This window comes from Pseudoalteromonas aliena (genome assembly GCF_038155085.1).
In the GTDB taxonomy this organism is placed as follows: domain Bacteria; phylum Pseudomonadota; class Gammaproteobacteria; order Enterobacterales; family Alteromonadaceae; genus Pseudoalteromonas; species Pseudoalteromonas aliena_A.
Genome location: NZ_JBAKAU010000153.1, coordinates 1 through 223, shown reverse-complemented (window position 1 = coordinate 223; position 223 = coordinate 1). Strand labels below are relative to the sequence as shown.

Sequence of the window (223 nt, the reverse complement as noted above, 5' to 3'; positions counted from 1 at the left end):
ATCTATTTTTTGTTGTAACTTTTTTACATGTCTTTCATGATATCGAACTGTGCTTTGCAAAATATCTATTTTGTTTAAGTAGCTTGGTTCGTAGCGTTTACCGCGCGGTGTCCACAAATAACCTTCTCGGCAAATATAAAAACCATCCCAATCTTTATGTATAGAGATACGTCGGTTAATTCGTTGCTCAAGCATTCGTACAGCACGTGGGCAGGGTTTGTTT

Annotated in this window: 1 protein-coding gene; it reads right to left on the bottom strand. The window is 37.7% G+C overall.

Annotated elements, in window-relative coordinates; all coding sequences use genetic code 11:
* Nucleotides 1–223: DUF3653 domain-containing protein (locus V6260_RS18900; RefSeq protein ID WP_341595600.1), on the bottom strand; the 223-nt coding region annotated here is incomplete at both ends.